Genomic DNA, 4,057 nt, shown 5'->3' on the forward strand with positions numbered 1-4,057 from the left:
TGCCTCCTACATTTAAGTTGTTTCATTGTATTACATTTGAAGAATTATGCAAATTGGATACTTTGAAAGAGCAAATGCAATAAAAGTTTGAAGAATCACTCAGATTAGGTTTCATTTGAGTTTGTTACCATTTAAGAATGCAGACAGAAACTGAAAGAATGGGTAACATTTTTAATCTTCTGTAACCTGCAATCTTTGTGAGCAGATTTTACTAATGGAAAGCATAAAAAGGCATAATACAAAATTTGAGAAAAGATTTTCCAGATTTATGGAGCCAAGCCAAACTCTTTATAAGGCTTATTCACATACAAATGCCGAAGAGAGCAATAAAACTAACATAGTCTACATATCTCATCCTTAAAAATTGTGTTGATCACGTTTTAAAATAAATTACATTAAAATATTAATTAATAATAATTTCATTTTTTAAAGTGACAAAGTCGAGTATAAGTAAATTGTCTTTGTAGTTTTGTATTTGATATTTTGACTTGCAGCGCACTCCTAAATGGTCTTTGAAGTCTTTGAACATTGTTTATGAAAAACCCATTTGGCCGCTTTAACTACATATCATCTCTATCAATTATTCAATCAGTATACACTCTTCCTACATGCGGCTTGTATTAACTTTATTTTCGGCTACCTAATTTACCAAAATCATAGTTCCAGAGAGGATCGGTAAAAGATGCCGGTATTTCAGCATACTTCACTATCAAAGAATGTCTCTCTCTTAGCTTAATGATAAAGTCTTTATTATTATCAAAACCAATAGCTTTAGATAATTTATCTAAGAACGCTTTGCTTTCAGCCATTACAATATACCTTGGTACCCAGTTCAAGTAAACAAAACTTTGCGGATACCATATATTATAAAAATCATTTGTATTTTCTAAATTGCACACACTTCTAACAAAAAGGAAATAGTCTGCTTCAACAAACTCTTTAAATGTAACAAGTTTAGAAAGTTTACTTTCACTGAATCTACTTTTGATGAAATCTGCCACTACACTTACCCTTTTAAGAAGTAGTCTTTTATTTCTTATTTCGTCTAATGATTGCATGCTTTCACTGACACGCACAAAAGACTTATAGCTACTATCGTATACCTTATCAACAAAAAGATCTTCTGAAAGTACATTGTCAATAGCTTCCCATCTCTCATATTTTATCAGTCCTGCAATAAACGATACAAACATTTCATATGTTAAAAATTTGAAACCGTCATAATCAATTGGTCTATAAGTGCTTGCAGTAGGAGGTTCATACAACTTCAAAAAGTTGCCAAAATAATTGTATATGGTCTTAATAACTTCTAAATTATCATACTTGGCTGCTAACAATCCAGCGGAGATAAAATCATAAGAGATTTGCAATCCTCTTTGTATCTGGTCAACTATAGCGTCATCTATTTCTTCAAATTTTGAGAAATCAGGTTTTGTTTGTTCCAAGTCTTTAAATATACGTTCAAGAAAATCTGAAAACCGAGCGGCAGATACTTTTTCATTAGAAGAAAGGGCATTTTCTAAATCAACAATAGTAGGTCCTGAGCCAATAGTTGGTGCTATTTCGTCTACCCTCTCTAATAAATCAAAGAAATACTCCAGAAATTGACTTGCTCCTGTACATTCAATATATTCATATCCTTTACTTTCCAATATATTTTTCATTTCCCCTTCCGGGGGCTTTGGATTTATCCAGAACAGCTGATAATAGTTGTAATTTCTTTTTTCGAATACTTTTTGCATATCTTTATCTCTACCTGAGTAACCAAGAACCATAACTCCATGCTCGCTCAAAACTCTAACTAATTCGTCTTCAATTTGTTGGGGTAATCTCTCTAAATCTACAGGTGTATTTCTCAACTTACCTTTTCCTAAATCTCCATGTGGTTTGTAAATCCTCACTTTCTTACACTGTATTAGCGGCTCCGAATTTGTTAAATCTTCTTCTGTAGAAATAACTTGTATATCCAACCCTTTTTCTTTTAATGCATCTTCAATATAGTGATCAAAATTTGTAGTAATAATTGCTCTGATAATCTCTCTCCTTGCTAATTCTGCAATTAATTCATGTACTTTTCCGGGTTTTTTGCTACCCAAATATTGCTGAAGAAAATCCTGTTGAGCAGGGTATTTTGGATAAAGCTCTTTAATTAATTCTGAGTAACTCATTTTTGCATAATTGCTATTTAGAAACCACTCTTCATAGTTAACACCTTCCTTTATTTCATTATTTTCGGCTGCGTAAAGTAGGCTTGCGGTCTTAAGCATTAAATCCCAAGCAGTTGGTACCTCAGCGTCTTTTGATACTCCCGCACCCGCAAATAGAACAAACTTCTTTTCTCCAGGCTGTGCATTTGCAATTAGTTTAATAATTGGATTCATATTCTCTTCTTCCTTTTATAATTTTTTACCGCCAAAACCCCAATCTTTCCCTAAGCAATCTTCTCGCTAAGTAGTTAGCGTTACTTACGTCATAAATAGAAAGAAATTCAACGGATTTCCTAAATTTATGTGATGAAATTTTACTTCTTAAGTTGCTTACTAATAATATGGCGTCAACTAACTCTATCTCAGAGTCTCTAACAGAACTTCTCGCCCAGGAAGATTTTTTAATAGGCTTCAATTTGCCACTTTTGAGCAAATGTCTTTCAATATTTGTAGGTGTTGACCTTAAACTCCAGCTAAATAATTCTCTTGTATTTATTCCACCCTTTTTTAATCTTTCTTCTAAATCTTCTCTAACAGTTGGGTTCCATTCCCCATTAATAAAACTTGGATTTTTTTCGCTTGCTCTAATCTCCAATCCTAACTCCTCTATAACCGAATAGAACGCAATAATGGCATAAGCAAACTTTAAATAATCCGAAGGAAAAGGTGAAAGCTTGTAATAAGGAGAATGAGACGGATCTAAATCAGTTGGATTAATAGAATATAAATAATTTCCAAGTTGATATTTTAATAAGGCATTATAATAAGCTCTCCTGAAAGACGCCTTGCAGGCAATTTTACATGCTAACAAAACTTGAGGAATAACCAGTATTCTACTGCCTATCATCTCTTCTTCTAACATAAACTCCCGTGCCATAAGCTTCCTCTCTTCCGGTAAAAATGGCAAGATTGAAGTACGATCTGCTTCATATAATTTTGCATTTAATAGAGTTAAAGCTGCACTAATTAATTCCACAACTTTTATTGCATTTTCAATGCTGTTTACTTGGATTATTGCTTCCTTGCATATTTTTTCAATGTAATTTCCTTTGGCATCTTGACTTCCGCAAGTAGTATGACTTTTCTCTTCTCTTGGAGTGTCAAAATAAATAGAAAAATATTTACCTCTATAAGGTTGCTCACCGTAATCACTTTTGCAATCAAGATCTATATAGCCAGAATAATATTTCTTCACTATTTATTCATTCCTTTTACCACTTTCTTTAATCGTTTTTAGTTTGGACAAAGCTGCTTTTCTGAGCTCAATAAAATAATATACAGGCATAATGCTTTCTTCTGGGAGCCTCACAAAAATTCGTTTTACGAATAAATCTTTCACGCTCAAAATCTGTACCTTAGTTATATGAGTTCTTTCCATGCTCTAAAATTTTTGTTTCCTTGTCAACTAAGCCACATAATTGATATACCAATTTGTTTACTTACTTTCGCATGCTATTTATTTCTGCTTCTCTTCTTTCTTTAGGTTTGTTCCTTTTTCTCTACTTCCTCCCTTATCCCCATCAAAAAAGTAAGTCTTTTAATATGTGGCTACCTTTCTTTTAGAACTATTTTAAGTTTTTTAAGTTTTAATGCAACTGCAATGCCAAATTCGGTAACGTAGTAATCAGTTGTAACTCTATATATTTTTCCTCTAATAAATCAAAGAAAGATTCCATAATTTGACTTGCTCCTGTACAATTTTCAGAAAACTTTTTAAATTTCTCCGTAACTCCATCCCGTCAAACTTAAACCTCAACTAAGTGGTTTTTTCGCCTCTCTCTAAAAGGTTGTAGCACTTCTTTCAAAAAATGCAAGAGTTTTGAGTATACTTCCGACCGATTTTTGTTATA

General features: G+C 32.6%; 2 protein-coding genes. Both read right to left on the bottom strand.

Going from position 1 to position 4,057, the window contains the following annotated elements:
* Window positions 1-626 precede the first annotated feature (626 nt).
* Window positions 627-2,381 (bottom strand): SIR2 family protein, encoded by a 1,755-nt coding sequence (locus tag JHC30_08260; GenBank protein ID MCI4464134.1) that lies wholly within the window; start codon window positions 2,379-2,381, stop codon window positions 627-629.
* Window positions 2,382-2,406: 25 nt separating this feature from the next.
* Window positions 2,407-3,402, bottom strand: coding sequence for a hypothetical protein (locus tag JHC30_08265; protein MCI4464135.1), 996 nt, complete (start codon window positions 3,400-3,402; stop codon window positions 2,407-2,409).
* Window positions 3,403-4,057 lie beyond the last annotated feature (655 nt).

The organism is Caldisericum sp., assembly GCA_022759145.1.
Classification (GTDB): domain Bacteria; phylum Caldisericota; class Caldisericia; order Caldisericales; family Caldisericaceae; genus Caldisericum.